The sequence below is a fragment of the Paenibacillus sp. N3.4 genome, from assembly GCF_008017805.1.
GTDB lineage: Bacteria > Bacillota > Bacilli > Paenibacillales > NBRC-103111 > Paenibacillus_E.
In genome coordinates this window covers 119,705-143,439 of the sequence record NZ_VRTT01000004.1, presented here as the reverse complement: position 1 = coordinate 143,439, position 23,735 = coordinate 119,705, and the positions used below count along the sequence as shown (strand labels likewise).

Here is a 23,735-nt window from a genome sequence, read left to right as displayed (position 1 = left end):
ATATATCATCATTTGATCTTAGGAGGTAACTGATCTTGGACACAAAGACTCAAAGTGCCTATCAAGAGGAATTAGCGCGGCTCGAACAAACGAATGCGGAAATCGATAAGCAGCTCGAGCGCCTAAGGGGCACACCCGTTTATTATGGACCCGATTTAACGGAACAAGCGCTGGAAGTTATTCGCGAGCAAGGACGAAACAATTTAGCAAAAGCCGTAGATGAAGCTTATTTCGGAAGACTGGATTTCCATGAGACAGGTACAGCTGCTAAAGCTCCTCTCTACATCGGAAAATCAGGCGTTGAGGATGAGCGTACGGGCCAACTGCTTGTCATTGATTGGCGAGCTCCAGTGGCAAGCCTATTCTATTCCTTTACAGGCGGACTTGATACCGCTGCTTATGATTCACCAGATGGAATCATTGAAGGTCTCGTTTATTTGAAACGCAATCTTGTCGTACGAAAACAAATTCTTCAGCGCGTCGTTGATACTTACGATCGAACTGAAGATTCCTTAGCGGTTGGCGATGAGTTCTTGCTGTATCGACTCGGTGAAAACAAGGATAACAAGCTGCGAGATATTGTATCCACCATTCAAGCGGAACAAGACAAAATCATACGGGCCTCCAAAAATACAGCTCTAATTATTCAAGGGGTTGCAGGAAGCGGAAAAACGACGGTAGCTCTTCACCGTCTAGCCTTTTTACTCTATCAATATCGTGAGCAAATCCGCGCGGAACGCATGGTTATTTTCGCGCCAAACTCCATGTTTCTTGACTACATCTCCGGTGTTCTTCCAGAGCTCGGTGTAGGTCATATTCAGCAGAATACGTTTACGGACTGGGCGCTTGATGTGCTTGATCAGCAAGTTAAGCTGGTTGATCCAGCCCTAGCTTTACAAACATGGTTTGCCCTAGGCAGCAAGCGACCGCCCATCGATGACCATGCGCCTGGACGCTTCAAAGGTTCAATCCGGTTCAAACAATATTTGGATACTTGTCTAACTCAGTTCGAAAGTACGTACGTACCGACCACTGATTTCATTCCATGGGAAGGCATCAAACTGCCTATAGCCACCATACGTGAATGGTTTTTCGTAGAAAACAAGCATTATCCGCTTGTGAAGCGTCGCGAACGCGTTATCGCTAGGATCAAACGCTGGATGGAGATACAATTAGACAAGATTTGGGAACAAAGTCGGAAGAAAGAGTTGAAAAAGAAAGCCGCTCAACGCTTACGCACCTATTTGACAGGTTGGCCGGAGCATTCAGCATTTAGCTATTACAAACTGCTTTTCACAGACCAACAACTTCCGAATGGTTTGTCTGGCGAAACCAATCAAATACCTGAGTCCATAGTCACAGCTTCTCTGAAGCTTTTCAAGAAAAAGGAAGTGCAGCTTGAAGACCTGGCCCCACTCCTTTATATTCATATACGTCTGCATGGTATTCCTTCGGATCACCTTTTTGATCATGTGGTTATTGACGAAGCACAGGATTTCTCCCCTTTTCAAGTAGCTGTCCTGGATGCTTACACGCGAAATCGTTCATTTACGATACTTGGGGATTTATCCCAAGGTATTCACGCCTATCAAGGTATTACCGATTGGCATGAATTTTCCAGCCTTTTCAAGGAAGAAGAAACCGGATACTTCGAACTTGATCGCAGTTATCGGTCAACGATGGAAATTATCCAATTCGCCAATCAAGTCTTGCAGCGCGGCGTGGAAAAACCTCTGCTCGCGGTACCTGTCTTTCGAAGCGGAAATAAAGTACGTATCATTCAAACCGATATGAAGGGGCGTTTACCACTTCTCAAGCAAGCGATCGCTACCTTGCAGCAAGGCAGTTCCAGTACGATCGCCATCGTGGCTCGCACGGAGAAACAAGCGCAAGACTTGCATGATGTGATGACTGAATCCGGCCTTGTCACCAACCTAATAACATCCAAGCAGCGGACCTATCGGGGCGGCATTTCAGTCCTTCCTATTTACTTAACCAAAGGGCTGGAGTTTGATGCCGTTATTCTTATGGACGTGACTTCCGGACATTATGAAGCGACGTTTATGGATGCCAAACTGCTGTACGTTGGCTGTACACGGGCCTTGCACGAATTGTGGCTTCTCGCTCCGGGCGAGTTGTCACCTCTGGTAAATAGCCAAGATGCAGACAATGTAACAACTGAATTACCTGCTTAAACCAATAAAGACACGCCTCTACCTGACAGGTAGCGCGTGTCTTTTGTTATCCATTCTATCTAGTAAGCGATTAAAACGCCACCCTCACCTGCATAGGTGCCGATCACTGAACCCATATTAGAGAAAAGTACATGGCGAAACGGATACTTTTCTAACAATTGCTTGAGAACAGCTTGCGCTCTATCTTCACAGTTGCAGTGCGCAATCGCAATCGTATCTTTTTCATAATCGTGTGCAGCTTCCCCGACTTTCTCAATTAAACGTTTGAGCGCTTGCTGCGTGCCGCGAATTTTGTCGATCACTTCGACTGACCCTTCCTCACTTGCTTTCATCAATAGCTTGATATTAAGCACGGAAGCCACAGCACCACGCAATCGATCCAATCTGCCGCCTTTGATTACATTTTCGAGTGTATCCAAGAAGAAAAATGTACGGGAGGTTCTCACGGATTTTTGAATCGCTTCCACAATGTCGCCGAACGGTACTTTCGCTTCTGCCATTTTGGCTGCTTGGTAGACAAGCAGACCAAGTCCAAGTGATGCAGTCTTGGAATCAATGACTTCGATCCGTCCCTTATGCCCTTCTTCTTCCAACATTTCTTTGGCCATAACCGCATGGTTGTAAGTGCTGCTAAGAGCTGAAGAAAGACTGATCACAAGAATATTCCGATCTTCACCTGCTTCCTGAAACGTAGTGTGAAAAAGAACAGGTGAGGGGCTTGATGTTTTGGGCAGCTCGCTTTCTCTCTTCATTCTTGCATAGAAATCAGCAAAGCTCATTTGAGAAGGCATGCACTCATCGCCAAAATGCACGGATAATGGAACACTGACAATACCTAACTCCTCTACAATCGGTCTGGGAAGATCACAACTGCTGTCTGTGATGATCTGGATAGTTGTCATGTTGAGTTCCACTCGTTTCTAGTATTTTAATAATAAATTGTTGTAAATTTTGTTTTAGTATAAGGGAACCAGATAGAAAGCTCAATCCTACAAAATTAAACAACGGTTGAACTGAAGGTATGAACTTCGTTTCATCGTCTAATCTTAGGAGTCTACTTTTTCAAAAAATTCAGATCGAAAGAAGGTACAAACCTTGGACTATTCTGTTCGCGAAGAAAAAGCCAATGCTCTAAGTCATGGACTTGGCATCCTATTAAGCTTGGGAGCGCTCGTACTGCTTATTGTTCATGCAAGTTTGTATGGTACTGCATTGGACATTGTCAGCTTCACCATTTTTGGCGTTGCACTTGTTGTCCTATATTCATGTTCTACCTTGCTACACAGCTTCAAGCCTTCTCGATTGAAAGATATCTTTGAAATTTTGGATCATTCCGCCATTTACCTCTTAATTTGCAGGAACTTACACGCCATACATGCTGATCACCTTGAAAGGACCATTTGGATGGACCTTTTTGAGTATCATTTGGGGACTTGCCTTCATTGGCATGGGTCTGAAAATTTTTTACGTCAAAAGATTCATGCTCATTTCAACACTTTGTTATTTGCTTATGGGTTGGTTAATCGTGCTGGCATTTAAACAGCTTTACCTGAATTTGCCTTTTGATGGCATCGTTTGGCTAGTCATAGGCGGACTTTTTTATTCGTTTGGTACCATCTTTTATGTATGGCGGCGCATACCGTATCACCATGCCATTTGGCACATATTCGTGTTGGCTGGCAGCGCCTGTCATTTTTTCTCCATCTTCTGGTATGTCATCCCTGCCTAGTTATTTGAACTAACTGCTGAAGTTCCTGCAAAGATACAGCACTTTCCACCTCTCGGGCAAATACTTCATACCCTTGCTCGTTAGGATGGATTGCATCTTCAGACAAGTAGTGTCGGTCTTGACCGATAAAAGCATCATACACTTGGACGATATAGATATGCGGTTGTTCTAATTTGCGTAAAAAAAGGTTAAATCGTTGTACCCAATAATCAGCATCCGGTACCTGCGGCAAAGGATTATAAAGACCGATTAATGCAATAACATACGGCGCTCGGATGCCTTGTCGTAAAACCTGTATGTGGGCAATCAGTTTTTTGTAGTTTGTTTCAAACATATGAAGGGCAGACTTTAAGTAATTAGGGTCGCTTTGGTAAAAATACGGAATAGCCGCTTGCATTAAATCGTTGCCGCCAGCTGTAATCGTAATAATATCCGCTTCTTGAACATCTTTTTGCAGCCGAGATTCCGATTCAAGCGTTTGCAACAGGTGTGTGGTGGTCGCACCATTCTTTCCAACCTGATGCAATTCAACAGGTACATTCAGTAATTGTTCCATCTTCTGCCGATATAGAGACACAAATCCATAACCTTCCGGAGCTCCAAAACCAACAGTTAACGAATCACCAAATGCCAGATAACGGATCGTTTTTTCCATTGCTATCCTCTCCCTAAAGCCCGACATATGAGTAATATATGCTTCAGCGCCCATTTTGGGAATAAATCCGATTTCATCTTCTAAACATTTTTCTAGTACCTGAGTTGTTGAACATAACTTTCTATCTTCACTTTTTCTGAAAAAGTAAATTGGAATTCACAATCGCATCCCTCATCGTGAAGGACAACTTGGACAATTTCACCTTCCAAATTGCAGATGACAAGAATCGAAGGTTCAATCAGATCTGCCGGAAACTCTTCTCCATCTTCTGGATGAATCGCAAGAAAAACATCCCGCCATTGACCTCTTATCTCCGATTCTGTAAAAGATAACGTAAATTTGTGTTCGATGTGCTCAGCACCATATTTCATCATTGTAATTCCCCCTAGTTGTTAACCGTAAAATCGCTTATTGGAAGCCATTCTGCACGTGATTATTATTGTAACTCAGAGAACAGGAAAGTGGTAGTTTACGATTCTTTATACTACAATGAAGCTTAGAACCAATCAACAAAGGAGTCTTACTACTTATGAAATCAACCATCACCCATACGATCGATACGCACGAGGATAGATTCAAAGCAATTTCCAGCTTCATAGGCGCCAATCCTGAACTCGGTCATGAAGAATTCCAAGCAGCCGCACGCTTAACGGCAGAATTAGAGCATCATGGATTCCAAGTGGAACGGGGTGTCCTAGATATACCGACCTCATTTATCGCAACCTATGAGTCAGGTAAGTCAGGCCCAGTCATAGCCTTCTTAGCTGAGTACGATGCATTGCCAGAGCTTGGCCATGCTTGTGGACATCATCTCATCTGCATGATGAGCATTGGCGCAGCAATCGGTTTAAAATCTGTTATCGCTGAAACTGGCGGCAGCATTCGTGTATATGGGACACCTGCTGAGGAAACGAAAGGCGCCAAAGTGCCTATGGCAGCAGCCGGACTGTTCCGCGATGTCGATATCGCTCTAATGGCTCACCCTTACTATACGTACGAAAAATCGGGTGAATCCTTGGCTATGGACGCCATTCAGTATGAATTTTTCGGACGATCCGCTCACGCTGCTGCACAACCTTATGCAGGAATAAATGCTTTAGACGCTGTCTTACAGCTGTTCAACTCCATAAATGCCCTGCGTCAGCAGCTTAAGTCAGATGCACGTATCCATGGCATCATCCGAGAAGGCGGCAAAGCGCCTAATATCATTCCTGACTATGCAGTTGCTCAATTCTATGTGCGCTCTGCTTCCCGCGCCTACACCAATGAGCTCGTCCAGAAGGTACTACATTGTGCAGAAGGAGCGGCATTGCAAACGGGCTGTACTTTGCAAACCTCTTTCTATGAATACTCGTATGATGAGCTTCTCACGAACGAAACGTTGTCTAAGGTATTTACTGGAAACCTATTACAGATGGGGATTACGGAGGATGAGATTGAAGTCGGTCAAGATCACGGCTCCCTTGATCTAGGCAATGTTTCCATCCAATGCCCTACGATCCATCCTTTCATGAAGTCGTCAACGAGCGACATCATCTGCATACGAAAGAATTCAGAGATCTGGCTATGCAGGAAACTGCTTTAAATAGCATGATTTTTACAGCCAAGGCATTGGCCTACACTGCTTATGACGTGTTAACGCAACCGGAACTTTTGAGTCAAATTAAAGCAGAGTTTGATGCGAGAAAAAAGTAACATAAATGCACAATGAGAGCTGTTCGAACAATGAATCAGCTCTTTACTTGTGTTGTTTACGCTAACGAACCGTAGGGTTGTTTAGAGGCGCGAAATGATCCTCTCTTTTCATCTAACGAATTGAAGCGACGTTATGGAGTCGATTATTAGTAAAGTAATGCGCTTTTACTTGCAATAAAGCGTCTGGAGTTCGTTAAAAAGATAACTCTTTGTCATTTGATCCAATAAGGCTTGCTGAGTTCGTTAGGTGTCCCCGTCAAAAAAACCTCTGAAAGTTAAGTTGGCTCCGCATCGATCTAGATTGCAGAGCCAACATTCAGAGGGCTTTATCATTTATACATGATCAACTAAACAATCATTCTTTTTCATCACTGCGCAGAAATAGAGCTACACCAACTAACAATAAACAACCTGCAGCAATCTGTATCATCGTGATGGATTCACTCAACAGCACATAAGCCAAAAGTGTAGCACCCAGCGGTTCTCCAAGCACAGTCATTGAGACCGAAGAAGCCTTCATATATTTCAACAGCCAATTAAATATATAATGACCCAGCACAGTTGGGACGATAGCGAGCAATAAGAAAATTTCCCATTCTTTCAACGAATAGGCTGTGAAAGAAATACCTGAGTACACATTCATGACAGCCAGTACTGCGCCTGCAAACAAAAACACAAAAAAACTGTATACGAATGCAGAGATACGCTCTCGTAAGCTTTTGCCCAGCAGCATGTGTAAAGCAACAGCTACAGTACCGATTAAAGATAAGAAGTCACCTTTAAGCGCATTTCCGGAAAATCGGAAATCTCCCCAACCAATACAAATAGCGCCAATAATCGCGATAAACATAGAAATAAGTGCAGTGCGATTTGTTCGTTGTCTATATAAGAAAAAGGCTCCGAGCAACACAAAGATCGGCTCCAAGGTCAAGATAGCCGTTGAACTTGCCACTGTCGTAAAGTACAAGGAATCCATCCAAAATAGGAAATGCAGACCCAGTGCCACGCCGGAAATGACTGTTCGCAGCCAATCTTTCAGATGAATCCGCCGTATTTCCGTCCTATAATTCCAAACAAAAGGAAGCATTAACACATTCGTTAACCACAGGCGGTACATGGCCGTAACAGAAGCGGGCGCAGATGACCATCTGACAAAAATTGCTGAAAATGAGATGGCAATGATGCCAATTACGAGAAAAACGGAGATTGGAACTTTAGTCTTATTCATAGCATTCATGTATGAAACTCCTTAATTAAATAGGGCTTATTGCTGCCGTCTTAGTATATAGGAGGATAGGATTCTTGCCAATCTTTTTTAAACAACGTTCAATTCATTTAGGAAATTGTCGGATTCTCTCTCCGATTGTCAAATTTTATTAGAAATGCCATACAAAATTAGTTGAAATTCATATATACTGAAAGCAGGAACTAGCTTAGACAGACGCAATCGGGGGTTCTAAGAGTGATGTCATTCAACAATTTTGATTATACGGACAAACCTAAACGTGATTTTCAACATACAGACGAAATTGCTGCCGTCATCACAAAACATGCAGAGGTTGCCTTCGTCATTTGCAGCTTGCAGCATGCGGTCTTATATAGTAATGATAAATTTGAACAACTGTTTGGATGGCACCCAAATGAGCTGTTAGGTTATCCTCTGCCTACAGTGCTCGGGAACGAGCGAACAGATTTCAATGATCTCGTTACAGAGCACTTCTATGAATACACAACGAAAACAAGTGAGCGCTGGCACCGAGATGGCTTTACACGAGTTGTTCGAGAAAGCATATCCCCTCTTCGTAATCATAAGGGCGAGATCACGAGCTACATTTATATAGTGAAGGAACATAACGAAGGGTTGAATCAGGAGCTCGTTTCTAATAAACAGCCCTTTCAATCCTTGTTTGACAATAACCCTGATGCTGTACTCATCATTAATCCCGAAGGCCAATTGACAGGGATGAATCCCACTACTTACTTGCTGAGTGGGTATGACCGAGAAGAACTTCTTCTCGTCTCACTCCTCTCTATTTGCCCGCCAGAGCAGCATCAACACTTATCCAAAAAATTTGAACGAGCTTTACGAGGCAGACCCCAAAACTTCGAAACATTCATTACACATAAAAACGGCACAAGAATTGATCTTCATCTCTCCCTTATTCCAATTGCGAATGAAGGAGATAACCAAGGTATTTATGCAATCGCCAAAACATCACACAACGCAAACAGGCTGAGGATTTAATCCAATACATGGCTTACTACGATGCCTTAACCGACTTGCCTAACCGTCGTATGTTCGAACGTAAAGTGATGATGCAGCTTAATGATGCTGACAAACATCAGACGAAGATTGCGATTTTATTTTTGGATCTGGATGGCTTCAAGTTCATTAATGACTCACTCGGGCATGGCATCGGCGATCAAGTTTTGAAAGAAGTAGCCCATCGACTTAAACGCAGCACTAGAGAAATAGATACGATTGGACGTATGGGCGGAGATGAATTTACCGTTTGTGTTCCGCAGGTTCAGAACTCTCTTGACATTGAGCCTATTGCACAGCGCATATTGGAAGAGCTTAGGCTTCCTTTTCATGTGCAAGGTCACGACTTTTACCTCACTGTAAGTATCGGAGCAGCCTTCTATCCGGAGCACGGTCATCACGCCGAAATGCTGATGCATCATGCGGACACAGCCCTTTACAAGGTCAAAGAAAACGGTAAAAATCATTTGCGGATTTATTCCCCTACAATGAACGAAGAAGCTGTGCATCGACAACAGCTAGAAAGTGAGCTGCACAAAGCATTGGAGCGCAACCAATTCGTTGTGCACTATCAGCCCCAAATTGATGTTCAAACAGACACAATCATTGGAATGGAAGCCCTCGTCCGTTGGAATCACCCTACGCACGGTTTGCTCTACCCTGCAGATTTCATCGCGATATCGGAAGAAACCGGATTGATTGTTCCTATCGGCTCTCAAGTGCTGGACATCGCCTGCCGACAATGCAAGGAATGGCATAATATGGGTTTCACAAATTTAAGAATCGCAGTGAATTTATCACAAATTCAATTAAGACAAGAGAATTTGGTACAGATGGTTGAACGCATTTTACAAGAAACCAAACTCGTCCCAGCATCACTTGAACTCGAAATAACCGAAAGTATCGCGATGCATAACGCTGATTTTGTAGTCAGCCAATTACATAAATTAGTCGCTCTGGGCATTCAGATTTCGATCGATGACTTTGGAACAGGCTTCTCTTCGTTAAGTTACTTAAGTAAATTTCCTATTCATCGTTTGAAAATTGATCGGTCTTTTATTACTAATATTTCGAATCACTCCGAGTCTGCGATTATTTCTTCTATTGTCGGACTTGCCCAAAATTTAAATCTAGGTGTGATTGTAGAAGGCGTTGAGACTGAGCTTCAAAGGAACGCACTTCCTAAACTAGGCTGTAACGAAATGCAAGGATATTTGTTCAGCAAGCCCCTGCCTGCAGATGTATGTTTAGCTTTACTTCAAAAAAAAGCTCATTAACATAAAAAGAAGCCTCGTCACTGATTATCAGGAGACAAGGGCTTCTTTCACTTTATTATTTTAATCTAAAACTGCCGTAATATGTTTGTTCGTAACAGACCAATGGGATGTATTCCATACCGATTCTTTATTCTTGAAATAAAGAATTTGCGGTGAAGCATGCTTGATTCCAAGGTCTTCTGCAATTTGGTTGGAAACAGGACGTGATTCGATCACCTTAACTAAGAAATAATCAACTTCCTCGTTTGGTTTTCCTGACAAGTATTGCTCATATTCGTCTAGTGCACTTGCACTAACTGGGCATGTCGTACTGTGTTTCAAGACAACTGCCGGTTTATCGGAGGAGCGATCCCATACTTCCTGCCACTCTTCCAGTGTTGTTAACTCTTTCCATGCGGACATTTGAACATCTCCCTTCCAAGATTAATAAGAATTATTATAAAGTAATAAAAACCTATATGCAAATCAGACTATTCGTTTCTTTCTTTTCAAACTGATATACTTATCCAATAGTCATATCCTTGTAAGAATAGGAGGATCTTATGCAATCACCACCCCCTCTCTCAAGACGTTCTTTTCTTAAGAAAGGCACCGTCCTTGCAGGTTCCTTCTTAGCAGCCACCGGCGCTCTTGGCAGCTATGCCAATTTCGTAGAACCCAAATGGTACGATATAACGCGTCACACCCTAATTTTTGAACGGCTGCCCAACGCATTCCACGGAATCAAGGTAGTCCACTTTAGCGATCTTCATATCGGATACCACTTTGATCTGAAAGATTTAGAACACGTCGTGAACATCATTCGCAAGGAAAAAGCGGACATCCTTTGTTTTACCGGTGATTTATTCGACGCCGAGATTACAACGGACCCCGATCAGACAAGCCAACTGCTTGCCAGTCTGGAAGCGCCACTCGGAAAATGGTCTGTTCTTGGCAACCATGATAAATGGATTGGAGAAAACCGCACGGTTGCCATCTTACAAAAAGGGGGATTCCAAACTCTCTTAAATAGCTTTAAAGCCATTACTTACCTAAATCAAGTCATTCAATTAGCCGGTGTTGAGGATTTGTTAACCGGCAAGCCTGACATTTCTAAAGCGCTTGATGGCGCGAACCCCCATCGATTCACCCTCTTACTTTCCCATTGCCCGAATTACGCGGATCAAGCCGCTAAATATCCGGTTGATTTGCAATTATCCGGACATACCCATGGCGGTCAAATCCGTTTACCCTTTCTTGGTGCAGTCATTACACCACCTGGCGGAGACAACTATGTGGAAGGGCTTCATCCCGTCACGGAATCTAAAATGCTCATCTATACGAATCGCGGCATTGGTACGACGACGCTTCCTTTTCGTTTTCTTTGCAGGCCTGAGATTACGGTTTTCACCTTAGAAAAACGAAACCCTAAGCGCTCAAGAAGCGTTTCAGGGTTTCCGTTTCTAGGGTCTGACATGTAAAAACTGACGAAACAAGAAAACTGCTTTCAGTTTCAGCAAGTCATTTACTTTTTTAAAATCCACCTGTAAGAGATCGCTTATTTTCTCTAACCGATACGTTACCGTATTGCGATGAATAAATAATTGCTTTGCCGCTTCATTGACTTGACCGTCATTACGAATGAATACTTCTAACGTACGAATCATTTCTTGCGAGTATTCGGCATCCTTTTCAAGCAATGGCCGTAATATTTTGGCACAGTAGTCTTCCATCATTGTGGACGACACGTTCTGAAAAAGATGAGCGAATTCAATGGATTCAAAGTGCATCACACGTTCCGGAAGGCCAAGTCTGACTGACAAACGTTCTGTTTCTAGGCATTCCAGATAGGCTTCTTTAAGTGCGGTAGGCTTCGTTTTTATGGAACTTACATAAAAGACCACTTCTCCCGCCTCTTCCTTGCAAACCGAATCAGTTGTATACTTCGCCAGTAATTGTGACAGCTCCTCTTCCGGAAATCCCTCTGTTTGATTCGCAGAATAAATCGAAAACAATAAGTTTTTCAATATAAAATGATGCCCGCGCAAGCTGCTTGATTTGGGATGGGACTCCATATACTGCTTAAGTTCCTTCAGCTTGCCGTTTGGTTGGTCATCCTTCAAAGCCCCGGTACTGCAAGAACTGATTACACATTGATAAAATCCCGTGAAAATGGAAATCTCTCTTAATTGCGCCTGTTCTAGAAACTCTTCCAGCGTGTTGCCTTTATCCAGGTAACGGAGAAGACTGTTCTGAAGATCACGCTGTGTTCTAGAAACTCTTCCAGCGTGTTGCCTTTATCCAGGTAACGGAGAAGACTGTTCTGAAGATCACGCTGTGCGGTAGCTTCCATATGCGTACGAAACGTGAAACCCATATGGAAAGTTAGGATGTCCGCAGCTTGTTGAAATAAACCTTCTTCCACATTGGCAAGTAATACAGTATCCGGCATGATGAACAAACTGCCAAGCGGTTCATCGTCTTGTTGAAAAAGACTAACGCGATAAGCACGATCTTTACCTGCATAAACCCAGCCCGACTTCCGTTTGCCAGGCCAATTTTGCCCAAGCTGTTCACTGCTCCAAGTGCTTGCATTAAATAACAATTGACCTTTAACGCCTATGACAGCAATCGGGTACCCTATAATATCGCGTATTAATTGAAACATGGATAACATATTATCCTGCTTCAGTCCGAATTGCATAAGCTTCTTCTGTTTCTCCAGCACGACTTGCAGAAGTTGCGTATTTCTACGATATTCAGCATTAAAAAGTGCGTTCATTTGATCAGAAAACGTAAATTGAAAGGGCATTTCGATAATAGGAAAATGGAGCCGATCCGCTTCTTCCATGACCACCTGCGGTAATTCCGTCCAGAAACGTCCAAGTTTAATTCCCAATCCTGCAGCTCCGCGCTCATTTAACTTTCGCAATAAGTTAACAGTTTCCTGTGGACTATCCTTCATCGCGAACGCAGTGGTAAAGAGCATTTCACCCGACTTCGTCCAATCTGCAATATCAGGAGCGTCCATCACATTAACGGACTTGACGATTCGAGATTCTCCTTGCTTACCAGCCACCAATTTTGCTTCAGTTAACGGATAAATCGATAACGCCTCACGTATCGTAAGATGCATAACGCTTCCCCCTTATGCCTTTTAAACGATTATAGGATGATAAGTGCAATCAAGTCAATGTTTTTATGTTAGATATATTAACAAATAGTTTGAAATATGTATACTTAACGTCTCATCCCTCATTCATATGTTATATTATATAACATTAACGTCATTTCCTCCCCTTGGATTAACCCCAATAAAAAAAGAGACATGCTTTCGCATACCTCTTCCTCACTCCTATTCACCTTCAAACTACGAAATACTATTCAACTATTAGCCTAAATAACCCGAAATGTCCCTGTTCCGATGGTCACCCAAAACACCGTTGCTGTCGGTAATCCGTCCCTGGGCAGTTATCATTTTGCGGGATTGGTGAACAATTTCAGCAGTCACTTGCAATCGACCCTCATGTAGCGGCGATACGAAATGAACATTCAAATTGGTCGTCACAGCTTTTTCTTCAGGCCGCGCCATCATAACGACGATTCCCATGGCATTATCCAGTAAGGATGAAAGTACTCCGCCATGAACGATCCCAATCAGATTCAAATGATGTGATTTGGCATCCAGAGAAATCGTAATAACGCCATCTTCTGCCAAACTTACGAATTCACAGCCAAGAAAGCCCCAGAAAGTGGGCTCCGCCGCCGCAGCTAACAGTTGCAACCTCCTTTTTGCTTGGTCGTTAGAATCATCCATAGGTTTCCCTCCACTTTGTAATAGTTAACGAACATCCCTCATCAGGGGTGATCGCTTACTCCTTTTTCTCTTCCTCCAGCAATTGTCGACGCAATACTTTCCCAACAATGGTTTTTGGCAAAGAATCACGAAACTCAACCTTTCGAGGCACTTTGAATGCAGCCAGTCGTTCACGGCACCATAATTCCAACTCTTTCTCGGTAAGCGACATCCCCTCTTTTCGTACGACAAATGCTTTGACCGTTTCTCCGCGGTATGCATCGGGAACCCCAATAACAACCGCCTCCCGTATGGCAGGATGTTCAAAAAGAATTTCCTCGATTTCACGCGGATAAATATTAAATCCACCGGCGATAATCAAATCTTTCTTCCGATCTACAACAACAAAAAAACCATCTTCATCCATTCGTCCCATATCCCCGGTGTAAAGCCAACCATCTTTAATCGTCGAATCTGTTTCTAGATCACGGCGCCAATACCCCTTCATGACTTGTGGTCCTTTAACAAGAATTTCGCCAATTTGACCAATCGGCAGCTCCTCCCCGTCCGAATCGACCACTTTAGCCTCAGTGTCTGGAATAGGAATACCAATTGTACCTATTTTGCGGTAGCCCCAAATGGGATTCACATGGGTGACGGGAGAGGATTCCGTTAAGCCGTAACCTTCGATTAATTTGCCGCCGGTCAAAGCCTCGAATCGTTCTTGCACCTCCAAGGGAAGTGGCGCTGAACCGCTTACACAAATTTTAATAGAAGAAATATTCACATCTTTCGTCCGTTTATGATTAATTAAAGCAATATACATCGTTGGGGCACCTGGAAATACGGTTGGTTTCAAAGATTGAATAGAACTTATAATCAAGTCAATATCAAACTTGGGTATAAGGATTAGCATGCCAGCCCGAAACATGGTTTGATTCAACAACACCGTTATGCCGAATACATGGAAACAGGGAATTGCTCCTAAAAACGCTCTTCCCCTTCTCGAATTTGGTAACACCAGTGACTCGTTTGATAAGTATTAGCAATCAAATTGCTGTGAGTCAACATAACCCCCTTGGATATGCCTGTAGTTCCACCCGTATATTGCAACAGGGCAATATCCTCGTCTGCATTCACTTCCACACAAATCGGAGTTCCGGAGGCTGTTTGCAGCATTTTTTTGAACCTGTATACACCATCCCCATAATTCACTTTAAGACTTACGCCTTCTTTTTTCATTTTCACGGGATAAAGGATATTTTTGGGAAATGGCAAAAAATCTTTGATCGAAGTGACAATAATGGAGCGAATGTGTGTTTTCTCTTTTACTTTTTGCACACGATTTAGCAATAAATCCAGGGTCACAATGACTGTAGCTTCCGCATCCGAGAGCTGGTGTTTCAGCTCTCGTTCCATATACAGCGGATTCGTCTGAACCACAATGCCCCCCATCATCAGCGTTCCAAAGTAAGCAATAACAGCCGAGGGACAGTTGGGAAGCATAATCGCAACACGGTCACCGGCATGCACGCCCATCTTTTTGAGAGCATTGGCAAATCGGTAAGAAGCCTCCAAAAGCTCATGGTATCGAATCGTTTTTCCCAAGAAATACAAAGCAGGTTTGTTCGGAAACTTCTGAGCTGAATCTACCAACATTCGCGCAAGATTATGTTTGGGATACTCGTAAGTCGGTGCCACTTCGCGCGGATAATGACGTAACCAAGGCTTTGTCTCACTCATACAAAACCATCCCTTCAGGTTCTTTCGTCAATGGCTATACGATGTATTTTTCACCCTGAATCACCCGAGCGGCGATGTCCCTTTTCAAATAAACGGAGTTAATTGAGCTGCGTCTGGCGAGCTTCTTCAGAATGGAAAGCTGTGTCCGCAAAACGTCTCCTTCTTCCATTGTACTAAGCGCTTCCTTGGCGTAGGCCTCAATGCTAGCAAAGGCTTCATACACGAACACCGTCGTTATTTGCATGGCATTTTTCGCCTTATCTTCGCCGATCTTCTCAACCTGCTTCAATGTCCGCAAAAGTGCACTTTCCGCGGCAAAAATTTGAATCATGATATCAGCCATATTGCTCAAAACTTCTTGATTTTTCTCAAGTGCCACACCATATTTCTGAACTGCAAGCCCACCCACCATTAGAAATATATTTTTAGCCATCGATACCAAATGCTTTTCTTCTCCAAGAGCGCCTTCAAAGACTTGACCCGGAACAAATGAAAGCAGCTCCGACTGCAAGGCTTGCGCTTTTTGCAATAAAGGCAGTTCACCCTTCATCGCCTTCTTAACGAGTGTTCCTGGAATAAGCAGGCGGTTGATTTCATTCGTGCCTTCGAAAATACGATTGATCCGCGAGTCTCGATAAATACGTTCCACTTTATATTCTTGAATGTAACCGTAACCGCCGTGAATTTGCACGCCTTCATCAGCTACAGCATCCAGCACCTCGGAAGCAAACACTTTATTAATGGAACATTCCAAGGCATACTCTGAAATTCCTTTGGCACTATGTTTGCCTGCCTCTGTGCTCGTATGATCAATATCACTCAGAATCTGATCAAACAGTCCGGACGTTCTATACACCATGCTTTCTAATACATACGTTTGAATGTTCATCTCAGCCAATTTCTTGCCTACTAATGGAAAATGAGAAATCGGCTTTTGAAATTGTTGACGCGTGTTCGCATATTTAACGGACAGCTCGATGGTTTCTTTGGCGGCGCCAACGCAACCGGTAGCCAGTTTAAAGCGTCCAATGTTCAGGATGTTAAAGGCAATCAGGTGCCCTTTGCCAATTTCACCAAGCAAGTTCTCAACGGGGACTGGCACATTGTCAAAAAAGAGCGGACGCGTCGAAGAACCTTTAATGCCCATTTTCTTCTCTTCCAGCCCCAGCGTAAAGCCGGGGTGCCCTTTCTCCACAATAAACGCGCTGAAATCAGTCCCATTTACCTTGGCATAGACGATGAAAATATCTGCAAATCCAGCGTTGGTAATATAAAGTTTAGAACCATTTAAGAGATAATGCTGACCATCTTCTGACAAGAAAGCAGTCGTCTTGGCGCCCAAGGCATCCGATCCCGAAGACGGCTCCGTCAAGCAATAGGCTGCAATTTTGCTCCCCGAGGCCAGATCAGGCAAGTACTTTTTCTTCTGTTCCGGCGTACCGAAGAACACAATCGGCAGTGTGCCAATCCCCACATGCGCACCAATTGATAAAGCAAATGAAGAAGCTCTAGCCAAGTTTTCACTAATGACCGTCGAGCTCATTTTATCCAAGCCTAATCCCCCGTAGATCTCCGGCACATCTGCACCCAGCAGACCTAATTCACCCGCACTGCGCATTAATTTTACAGTTAAATCATAATCAAGTTTCTCCAAATGCTCGTCATGGGGCAGCACTTCTCCTGCTACAAAGTCCTTCGTTGTTTCCGCGATCATGCGGTGCTCTTCCGTAAAGTCCTCAGGTGTCACGATATGATGAAAATCTGATTCCGAAATAATAAAGCTTCCGCCAATTACTTTATCCGTCATCGTTGACCTCTCCTTATCTCAGTTAACCCGTTGAGGGCACATCCACATTGCGTTTCGCTGCAGTACTTATGCCGGATGAACTTCAAACACACCGGCAGCTCCCATTCCGCCTCCAATACACATCGAAACCACACCGTATCCTCCGCCTCGCCGCTGCAGCTCATGAATTAAACTGGTCGTCAATTTGGCCCCTGTGCAACCAAGCGGATGACCAAGTGCAATAGCCCCGCCATTCACATTCACCCGTTCGTTGTCTAATCCAAGCTCACGAATGATATGCACGCATTGTGAGGCAAAAGCTTCGTTGATCTCGTACAGCTTCACTTGATCCTGAGTAATACCAGCCAGCTTCAGCGCCTTCGGAATGGCTTTGACCGGCCCTACGCCCATCAGCTCCGGCTCCACGCCAGACAGAGCAAAAGATCGGAACGTTGCGAGCGGATTCAGGCCTAGCGCTTCCGCACGCTCACGGCTCATCAGCACCGCTGCCGCTGCGCCGTCCGACGTCTGCGACGCGTTGCCGGCCGTCACAGTACCCCCCAAGCTGAATGCAGGCTTCAGCTTGGCAAGCCCTTCCACGGATGTATCGGGGCGTACGCCCTCATCCATGGCAAACACGAACTTCCGCTCGAACGCTTTGCCGCGTTCGTCGAATCCCTTCACGCTCGTGCTCACCGGCACGATCTCATCCACGAACTTGCCGGCCGCTATCGCTGCTGCCGCCTTCCGATGACTGCGCGTCGCGAAATCATCCTGCTCCTCGCGCGTAATTCCGAATCGCTGCGCGACGGCTTCGGCCGTATGCCCCATGCCCATGTACACCTCGGGCATGTCAGCAACAAGCTGCGGATGCGGCGAGAGCTTGAAGCCCGTCATAGGGACGTGGCTCATGCTCTCTACGCCTCCGGCGATGATCACCTCCGCGTGGCCCAGCATAATGCGCTCCGCCGCATATGCGATGGCTTGCAGCCCGGAGGAGCAGAAGCGGTTGACCGTGATCGCCGGCACGGTCACCGGAAAGCCCGCATAAAGCGACATCGTGCGGGCGAAGTTCAAGCCCTGCTCGCCTTCAGGCATCGCACATCCGATGATAATATCCTCGACTTCGCCTTTATCCAGTCCGGGAACACGTCTGATCGCTTCCTCCAGGACTGCCTTGCCCAAATCTTCGGTCCTTGTTTGTGCGAAGCTGCCTTTCTTCGCGCGACCGACGGCCGTGCGTGTTATAGCTACAATTACGGCTTCCTTCATCGTTTTCACCACACCCTTCGATCAATTCCTAAGCGCTTTTCCCTTGGCTAACATATATTGCATTCGCTGTTGTGTTTTCAGCTCCCCACAAAGACTTAAGAAAGCTTCACGTTCCAAATCAAGCATGTATTGTTCGGTTACCCATGAATCCGCAGGCACATTACCGCCTGCCAGGACATGCGCAAGCTTATTCGCAATCTTGTGATCATGCTCGCTGATGTAACCGCCTTGACGCATCGAGTATGCGGCTATTTGCATGACAGCCTTGCCATTCTCACCAACGACACGGATCTTCCCATCTGTCTGCGGTTTTTTGCCAACCGCATCTAGACGCAGCACCGCTTGCTTCGCTTCGTAAATCCGATGATCTGGATTCATAATGACGGAATCCGCAGCGCGCATATACCCAAGTCGTTTCGCATCATGTCCACTAGTTGACACTTTAGCCATCGCTACAGTCTCGAATATTGCATTGATCCATGGCTGGAGATCAACAGCAGCATCCTGAATGTGGTCACTTGCTCTAAGCGCTAATTCCTTGCATCCTCCACCCGCCGGTATGAGACCTACACCAACCTCTACGAGTCCGAAATACGTTTCAGCGGCAAATACGATTTGATCAGCGGGCATACAAGCTTCAACCCCGCCGCCTAATGTCATCTTATGCGGGGCAGCGACAACCGGAAGTTCCAATCTTTTCAGCTTCATCATCGCATTTTGAAATAAGCGAATAATGCCGTCTACCTCATCCCACTCTCCATCTTGCGCTTCCATCAGAAGCAGCATCAAATTAGCGCCGACGCAGAAGTTCTTGCCTTCATTAGCAATAACCAGCCCGCGATAATTGCTGCGAACCTCATCTACGCTTTGCTCGATCATGGTGAGGATGTCTGAACCAATTGCATTGTTCGGGGAATGAAATTCCAGACAAGCTACCCCATCGCCGATATCGAATAAGCTAGCGCCGCTATTCGAGCGAATCACTTTATTTTGCTGCTTCATAGCGTGCAAAGAAATAATTTCCGGCCGCGTCTCCAACCGCTGATTGTTATTTTTCAAATAATAAAAGGTGTGCCCCTCGATGTTTTCGTAGAAATGGTCATGACCTGCGGCAATCCATTCTTTGATCCAAGCAGGCACGACGCTACCTTCTGCCTCCATTCGTTCAATTGATGGTCTTAAGCCGATTGCATCCCATGTCTCGAAAGGTCCTAGCTCCCAATTGAACCCCCAACGAAGAGCACGATCGATTTCAACAATGGAATCTGCTATTTCGCCCAGTTTTTCGGCTGAATACAGCAGCACAGGTTTAAGAATCTGCCATGCCATATCCGAATATCGATCTTTGGTGCCTAACAAGGCTTTTAATTTTCCAGCTGGTCCTTTTGCTTGTTTGGCAGCTTCCAAAGATGCAGAATTCACTTTACGACTACTCTGATAGGTCAAGGTTTGCAAATCTAAGGCTTGGATGTCGCTCCCTGCCTCTGACTTTACTTTTTTATAAAAGCCTTGCCCCATCTTCTCTCCCATCCAGCCTTTTTCCACCATCGTGCGTAAAATCGCTGGGGGTTCGAATATTTCTTTTTCCGCTCGGTCTATCACGTGATGGAATACATTGTTTGCCACATGAACGAAGGTATCGAGACCAACCAAATCCAAAGTGCGGAAGGTTGCGCTCTTTGGTCGTCCCATCGCAGGACCTGTAACAGCATCCACTTCCTCCACGGAATAGCCATTCTTCTCCATCTCACGTAACGTGACGAGCAGACCGTAAGTTCCAATTCGATTCCCGATAAAATTAGGCGTATCTTTGGCTTCCACAATGCCTTTTCCCAGCTTCTTTTCACAAAAGTCTTTCATAAAAGCGACAATGGCGGGATCCGTCTGCTCGCCCTGAATCACTTCAAGCAATTTCATATATCGGGGAGGATTAAAAAAATGGGTACCTAGAAAGCTTTGTTTAAAGGCAAGACTGCTGTTCTCGACCATCTTATTAATCGAAATTCCCGACGTATTCGAAGATACAATTATGCCAGGTTTCCATACAGTCTCTATACGACTAAGCAGCTGCTGCTTGATGTGTAAATCTTCAACAACAACTTCAATAATCCAATCGACATGAGCAAGTTTAGCCAAATCATCATCCAGATTTCCAGGCGTAATACGCTGCGCAAAGGCTTCGGAATAAAGGGGCGCCGGGTTTGTTTTCTTCAGTTTCTCAATCGCTTCAATAGCGAGCCGACTCCTTACGCTCGGTTGGTTAAGCGTTAATCCTGATGCTTCTTCTTGCGGCAATAACTGTCGAGGCACTACGTCAAGCAACAAAACCGGAATGCCTGCATTGGCCAAATGAGCAGCGATTCCGGAGCCCATAATACCAGATCCGATAACGGCAGCTGTGCGGATTTTTGTCATACAGAAAGTTCCTCCTACATAAGTTTTTCAGTCGTTCCGAAGACAGACAAGGCAAGAATTTCAGCGATATCCCTAGCTTTAATGTGTTCCTCGACCTCCTTCTGCTTCGTGCCATCCTCTACCATTGTCAAACAATACGGACATGCGGAGCTGATCACCGTCGGATTCACCCTAATCAGTTGCTCTGTCCGTGCGATATTCACGCGTGTGCCTGCTGTCTCTTCCATCCACATCAGGCCTCCTCCTGCGCCACAGCACATGCTATTTTCACGGGAGCGAGGCTGCTCAACCAAGACAACACCCGGAATAGCTCTTAGGACATTGCGCGGTTCTTCATACACGCCGTTGTAGCGTCCTAGATAGCACGAATCGTGATACGTAATGCGCTCCCGAACTTCATGTTGGGGATTTAATCTTCCTTCCTTCACCCATATATCCAACAATTCTGTGTGGTGATACACGTCTGCTTCTAAACCAAAGTTCAGGGTATTCATTTTTGAAGGTATGATACGTATGCGGACACACGGTGACTATTTTTTTAACCTTGTACTTCTGAAAAGTCGCGATATTGTCGTTACACAGCTGCTGGAATAGGAATTCATTCCCCATGCGCCGAGGCGTATCACCGGAGTTTTTCTCCTCATTGCCTAATATGGCAAAGGAGATACCGGCTTCGTTCATCAATTTAACAAAAGCATGCGTAATTTTACGGCTGCGGTTATCGTAAGAGCCCATTGAGCCAACGAAAAACAAATATTCAAAAGCGGGATTTTCTTTCACCGTTTGGATATGAAGCCTATCCTCAGGATCGATTTCTTTCACCCATTTGGCTCGCTCATTCCGATTAATTCCCCATGGATTTCCTTGTCTTTCAATATTTTGGAGGGCACGCTGCCCATCGTGAGGCATACTTCCTTGCGTCAACACGAGATGCCTACGCAAATCGATAATTTTATCCACATGCTCATTGCCAACAGGACATTGATCTTCACAATTTCGGCAAGTCGTGCACGCCCAAAGCTCTTCTTCGGTGATGACATCCCCAATAAGTTCTACCTCAAATGCATGTTGTCCCGATCGATTGGCGAAGGCAAAGGCCGGTACCCAAGGTGATTTGGACGTAATAACCGAACCTTTTTCCGTCAAATGATCGCGCAGCTTCGTAATGAGGTGCATGGGAGACAGCATTTTCCCTGTAACATGAGCAGGGCACATACTGGTGCAGCGGCCACATTCCACACAGGAGTAGAAATCAAGCATTTGCTTTTGCGTAAAATCCTCAATTTTCCCGACGCCAAAGGACTCCGCTTCCTCATCTTCCAAATCTAAAGACGTTAGTTTACCGGTTGGCCCCGTACGACGAAGCAAAATGTTGATCGGCGCTGTAATAATATGAAAATGCTTCGATTGCGGCACACAGACCAGAAACGACAAAAGAATAAGTAGATGTACCCACCAGCTTGTATAAAAACCAACGGCAGCCGAGGCAGGCGATATGTCATTGAATGCAACTGCAAACGAAGAAGTCAAAGGGGCCAATGCTGACCAACCCCCTCCTTCACGAAGACGTTCAAAACCTCCGCTTACCACGACAGACAGCATAAGAAAAAAAATGAAGAAAAGGACGATGCTTGGCTTCCAACCTCGCTTCAAACGTTTTAATTTCTCAATGTAACGTCGATAAGTCGCGTAGACCATAGCCATAACAATCAGTAAAATTGTGACCTCTTGCAGCCAAGTGAAATATGCATATCCCGGTATGGATAACCGATGGCCAATTAATCCGGTTATTATAAGATCAAGCGCACCAAGCTGCAAAATAAGAAAGCCATAAAAAATAATGATATGCATAATGCCGCTTTTTTTATCCTTTAACAGCTTTGTTTGCCCAAACACTTGAATAGCGAATAGCTTCAGGCGCGCTCTTATTTCCTTCTTCATATTCACTGATTTGCCAAGTCTGATGTACAAATAACGGGCATATACGACCTTCCCAAACAAATATAAGGCATATACAGTCACCCCGAAAAACAAAATAAATAGTACGAGTGAACGGGTCATGGGAAGCCCTCCTTAGCATGAAGTAAGTGGACATCGAATCCAAAGCCAAAATGAAAGCGTTATCAAATTGGTTTCGTAAAAAAGCAAGTTTTCTGTAACCCTATTCCCAGAGTTGAAACATGCTTCTTCGATGACTGCATCAGCTTGTCAACGACTTATTTCTTGAAGTCGAATAAGTCGTTGACAAGGCGTATCATGTATTTTATGATGAAATTACAAAATGAATGACGATTCATTCATCGATAGTTGTATTCTAACACCGAGGTGATCCACTTGACAAGTAGCAATAAACCAGACAAATATTACGCTATTCTTGAAGGCGCTTTGCACGTATTTGCCGAGCATGGCTTCCATAAATCGCAAGTATCTCGCATTGCCAAGGAAGCCGGCGTCGCAGATGGGACGATCTATCTGTATTTTAAAAAGAAAGAGGATATTTTAACCAGTCTATTCGAGGAAAAATTAGGCCAACTCGTAGAGAAGTTTACACTTGGACTTCATGAAGGGATGAGCGCCAGAGAAGCTCTTCAGAAGGTATGCGACATTCATTTCAGTGAGTTGGAAGCAAACATTCCTCTAGCTTATGTCACTCAAATTGAACTCAGGCAAAGCGATTTTGAAATTCGTAAAAAGATTGGTCTGGCGCTAAAGAGATATATTAGCCTGATCGAAAATATACTGGAAAAGGGCAAACAAGAAGGCAGCTTCCGTGCCGACTTGGATGTGAAACTGGTCAGACTGCTTATTTTCGGGGCGATGGATGAAGTGGTAACCTCTTGGCTTATCGCCGGACAAAAGTATTCCCTCGCCGCTCAGGCCGGCCCCACCATTGATTTTTTCATCCGAGGCATTGAGGCTTAAATCCCTAT

General features: G+C 44.7%; 16 protein-coding genes and 4 pseudogenes. 7 read left to right on the top strand and 13 right to left on the bottom strand.

The window, feature by feature from the left end; all coding sequences use genetic code 11:
- Positions 1-35: 35 nt before the first annotated feature.
- Positions 36-2,195, top strand: coding sequence for a HelD family protein (locus tag FU659_RS04200; RefSeq protein ID WP_147946397.1), 2,160 nt, complete (start codon positions 36-38; stop codon positions 2,193-2,195).
- A 59-nt stretch (positions 2,196-2,254) separates the two neighbouring features.
- Here FU659_RS04200 and FU659_RS04195 read toward each other — a convergent pair whose 3' ends face one another.
- A complete protein-coding gene (locus FU659_RS04195; protein ID WP_147946396.1) occupies positions 2,255-3,097 on the bottom strand; it encodes a DegV family protein in 843 nt (280 codons plus the stop codon).
- 193 nt (positions 3,098-3,290) lie between these two features.
- Between FU659_RS04195 and trhA the strand changes: the two are divergent.
- A pseudogene (gene trhA, locus FU659_RS04190) lies at positions 3,291-3,924 on the top strand (PAQR family membrane homeostasis protein TrhA).
- Here trhA and FU659_RS04185 read toward each other — a convergent pair.
- Both FU659_RS04185 and FU659_RS04180 read right to left on the bottom strand, forming a co-directional pair.
- Positions 3,911-4,579 carry a GDSL-type esterase/lipase family protein gene (locus FU659_RS04185; protein ID WP_187273888.1) on the bottom strand — a complete coding sequence of 223 codons (669 nt, stop codon included), beginning with the start codon at positions 4,577-4,579 and terminating at the stop codon, positions 3,911-3,913. The pseudogene trhA and the gene FU659_RS04185 overlap by 14 nt on opposite strands.
- A 92-nt stretch (positions 4,580-4,671) precedes the next feature.
- A complete protein-coding gene (locus FU659_RS04180) occupies positions 4,672-4,953 on the bottom strand; it encodes a hypothetical protein (RefSeq protein ID WP_147946394.1) in 282 nt (93 codons plus the stop codon).
- Between the two features lie 155 nt (positions 4,954-5,108).
- Between FU659_RS04180 and FU659_RS04175 the strand changes: the two are divergent.
- Positions 5,109-6,274 (top strand): annotated as a pseudogene (locus tag FU659_RS04175) (M20 family metallopeptidase).
- Positions 6,275-6,629: 355 nt separating this feature from the next.
- Here the strand turns inward: FU659_RS04175 and FU659_RS04170 are convergent.
- Positions 6,630-7,511, bottom strand: a complete 882-nt coding sequence (locus tag FU659_RS04170; protein WP_147946393.1) for a DMT family transporter — start codon at positions 7,509-7,511, stop codon at positions 6,630-6,632.
- Between the two features lie 228 nt (positions 7,512-7,739).
- On the opposite strand from FU659_RS04170, the gene FU659_RS04165 reads away from it, so the two are divergent.
- Positions 7,740-8,519 (top strand): PAS domain-containing protein, encoded by a 780-nt coding sequence (locus tag FU659_RS04165; protein ID WP_147946392.1) that lies wholly within the window; start codon positions 7,740-7,742, stop codon positions 8,517-8,519.
- Positions 8,520-8,527: 8 nt separating this feature from the next.
- Positions 8,528-9,814 (top strand): putative bifunctional diguanylate cyclase/phosphodiesterase, encoded by a 1,287-nt coding sequence (locus FU659_RS04160; protein WP_147946391.1) that lies wholly within the window; start codon positions 8,528-8,530, stop codon positions 9,812-9,814.
- A gap of 60 nt (positions 9,815-9,874) precedes the next feature.
- Here the strand turns inward: FU659_RS04160 and ytxJ are convergent, their stop codons facing one another.
- The gene (ytxJ, locus tag FU659_RS04155; protein WP_147946390.1) at positions 9,875-10,216 is read right to left on the bottom strand and encodes a bacillithiol system redox-active protein YtxJ; all 342 of its coding nucleotides are present in this window, start codon (positions 10,214-10,216) and stop codon (positions 9,875-9,877) included.
- 140 nt (positions 10,217-10,356) lie between these two features.
- On the opposite strand from ytxJ, the gene FU659_RS04150 reads away from it, so the two are divergent.
- Positions 10,357-11,274 carry a metallophosphoesterase gene (locus tag FU659_RS04150; protein ID WP_147946389.1) on the top strand — a complete coding sequence of 306 codons (918 nt, stop codon included), beginning with the start codon at positions 10,357-10,359 and terminating at the stop codon, positions 11,272-11,274.
- On the opposite strand, the gene FU659_RS36815 is transcribed toward FU659_RS04150, so the two are convergent.
- The 8 genes and pseudogenes from FU659_RS36815 to FU659_RS04115 all read right to left on the bottom strand — a co-directional run bounded on the left by FU659_RS36815 (position 11,257) and on the right by FU659_RS04115 (position 22,866).
- On the bottom strand, positions 11,257-11,916 hold the full coding sequence (locus FU659_RS36815; RefSeq protein WP_261807604.1) for a PucR family transcriptional regulator: 660 nt from the start codon (positions 11,914-11,916) through the stop codon (positions 11,257-11,259). The genes FU659_RS04150 and FU659_RS36815 overlap by 18 nt on opposite strands.
- Positions 11,917-11,993: 77 nt before the next feature.
- Positions 11,994-12,929 (bottom strand): PucR family transcriptional regulator ligand-binding domain-containing protein, encoded by a 936-nt coding sequence (locus FU659_RS36810; protein WP_261807603.1) that lies wholly within the window; start codon positions 12,927-12,929, stop codon positions 11,994-11,996.
- Positions 12,930-13,184: 255 nt separating this feature from the next.
- On the bottom strand, positions 13,185-13,610 hold the full coding sequence (locus FU659_RS04140; protein ID WP_315971272.1) for a PaaI family thioesterase: 426 nt from the start codon (positions 13,608-13,610) through the stop codon (positions 13,185-13,187).
- Positions 13,611-13,665: 55 nt separating this feature from the next.
- A pseudogene (locus FU659_RS04135) lies at positions 13,666-15,332 on the bottom strand (long-chain-fatty-acid--CoA ligase).
- Between the two features lie 34 nt (positions 15,333-15,366).
- The gene (locus FU659_RS04130; protein WP_147946388.1) at positions 15,367-17,139 is read right to left on the bottom strand and encodes an acyl-CoA dehydrogenase family protein; all 1,773 of its coding nucleotides are present in this window, start codon (positions 17,137-17,139) and stop codon (positions 15,367-15,369) included.
- A gap of 66 nt (positions 17,140-17,205) precedes the next feature.
- Positions 17,206-18,390 (bottom strand): acetyl-CoA C-acyltransferase, encoded by a 1,185-nt coding sequence (locus tag FU659_RS04125; RefSeq protein ID WP_147946387.1) that lies wholly within the window; start codon positions 18,388-18,390, stop codon positions 17,206-17,208.
- Positions 18,391-18,411: 21 nt separating this feature from the next.
- Complete coding sequence (locus FU659_RS04120) at positions 18,412-20,805, bottom strand: 3-hydroxyacyl-CoA dehydrogenase/enoyl-CoA hydratase family protein (RefSeq protein WP_147946386.1); 2,394 nt, start codon at positions 20,803-20,805, stop codon at positions 18,412-18,414.
- A 14-nt stretch (positions 20,806-20,819) separates the two neighbouring features.
- Positions 20,820-22,866 (bottom strand): annotated as a pseudogene (locus tag FU659_RS04115) ((Fe-S)-binding protein).
- 273 nt (positions 22,867-23,139) lie between these two features.
- Between FU659_RS04115 and FU659_RS04110 the strand changes: the two are divergent.
- Positions 23,140-23,727, top strand: a complete 588-nt coding sequence (locus FU659_RS04110) for a fatty acid metabolism transcriptional regulator FadR (RefSeq protein WP_261807602.1) — start codon at positions 23,140-23,142, stop codon at positions 23,725-23,727.
- The last annotated feature ends 8 nt before the right edge of the window (positions 23,728-23,735 follow it).

Excerpts from the sequence above, each read along its gene's own strand:
- FU659_RS04195 (WP_147946396.1), bottom strand. The coding sequence starts at position 3,097 with ATGACAACTATCCAGATCATCACAGACAGCAGTTGTGATCTTCCCAGA.
- FU659_RS04185 (WP_187273888.1), bottom strand. The coding sequence starts at position 4,579 with ATGGAAAAAACGATCCGTTATCTGGCATTTGGTGATTCGTTAACTGTT.
- FU659_RS04180 (WP_147946394.1), bottom strand. The coding sequence starts at position 4,953 with ATGATGAAATATGGTGCTGAGCACATCGAACACAAATTTACGTTATCT.
- FU659_RS04170 (WP_147946393.1), bottom strand. The coding sequence starts at position 7,511 with ATGAATGCTATGAATAAGACTAAAGTTCCAATCTCCGTTTTTCTCGTA.
- FU659_RS04165 (WP_147946392.1), top strand. The coding sequence starts at position 7,740 with ATGTCATTCAACAATTTTGATTATACGGACAAACCTAAACGTGATTTT.
- FU659_RS04160 (WP_147946391.1), top strand. The coding sequence starts at position 8,528 with ATGGCTTACTACGATGCCTTAACCGACTTGCCTAACCGTCGTATGTTC.
- ytxJ (WP_147946390.1), bottom strand. The coding sequence starts at position 10,216 with ATGTCCGCATGGAAAGAGTTAACAACACTGGAAGAGTGGCAGGAAGTA.
- FU659_RS04150 (WP_147946389.1), top strand. The coding sequence starts at position 10,357 with ATGCAATCACCACCCCCTCTCTCAAGACGTTCTTTTCTTAAGAAAGGC.
- FU659_RS36810 (WP_261807603.1), bottom strand. The coding sequence starts at position 12,929 with ATGCATCTTACGATACGTGAGGCGTTATCGATTTATCCGTTAACTGAA.
- FU659_RS04140 (WP_315971272.1), bottom strand. The coding sequence starts at position 13,610 with ATGGATGATTCTAACGACCAAGCAAAAAGGAGGTTGCAACTGTTAGCT.
- FU659_RS04130 (WP_147946388.1), bottom strand. The coding sequence starts at position 17,139 with ATGACGGATAAAGTAATTGGCGGAAGCTTTATTATTTCGGAATCAGAT.
- FU659_RS04125 (WP_147946387.1), bottom strand. The coding sequence starts at position 18,390 with ATGAAGGAAGCCGTAATTGTAGCTATAACACGCACGGCCGTCGGTCGC.
- FU659_RS04120 (WP_147946386.1), bottom strand. The coding sequence starts at position 20,805 with ATGACAAAAATCCGCACAGCTGCCGTTATCGGATCTGGTATTATGGGC.